The 615-nt window shown below is 55.9% G+C and carries 1 protein-coding gene; it reads right to left on the bottom strand.

The annotated features are described in order from the left end of the window. A partial coding sequence (locus tag GOB86_RS15735; protein WP_206752712.1) for a transposase occupies nucleotides 1–615 on the bottom strand: 615 nt, incomplete at both ends.

The raw sequence follows: 615 nt of genomic DNA on the forward strand, positions 1-615 counted from the left end.
TGCTGTGTCCCGCTGCTTTCAGGGCAAGAGCTTCCTTGAAAAGAATGTCACGCCGTTCCCCAGAGGCTGACCTGACGACCGCCTGCGCCTCTTCTGGATGCGCTCTGATTGTTTCAGATATTTTGCTTACGACCGTTGATACGTTCATCTGTCGTGTCAGGGTCCTGACAGTCGTCGTAAAACGGTCCAGAATGCTGACAAAAGCGTCTGACAGGTTCTTCAGCAGATGCCAGCGGTCTGTCACCTGAAGAGCGGATGGTGCGCCTCTGCGGCATCCGTCTGCATAAGTACCGGCACGGTCTCTGGCAATGATTTCAATACCGGGGTGGACCTGCAGCCATCGGGCAAGGGTATCAGCGTCCCGATCTGGCAGGAGGTCAATGACATCATTTTTCTCAAGATCGACCACAATCGTTCCATAGTGATGTCCCCGCCGCCATGCCCAGTCATCCACCCCCACCACACGTGTAAGGGCCGTGCCTTTTGTGGTGTTCTGCACACGTGAGAGAAGACGGCGGACAAGAGTATCCGCGCTGATGGGGCAACACAGGCGCACGGTCATTCGTGCTCCAGCGGAACCGCCCAGGGTGTGGGCGATATAATAATGAAGATCGG

Origin of the sequence: Acetobacter lambici, from assembly GCF_011516885.1 — a bacterium.
Taxonomy (GTDB): Bacteria; Pseudomonadota; Alphaproteobacteria; order Acetobacterales; family Acetobacteraceae; genus Acetobacter; species Acetobacter lambici.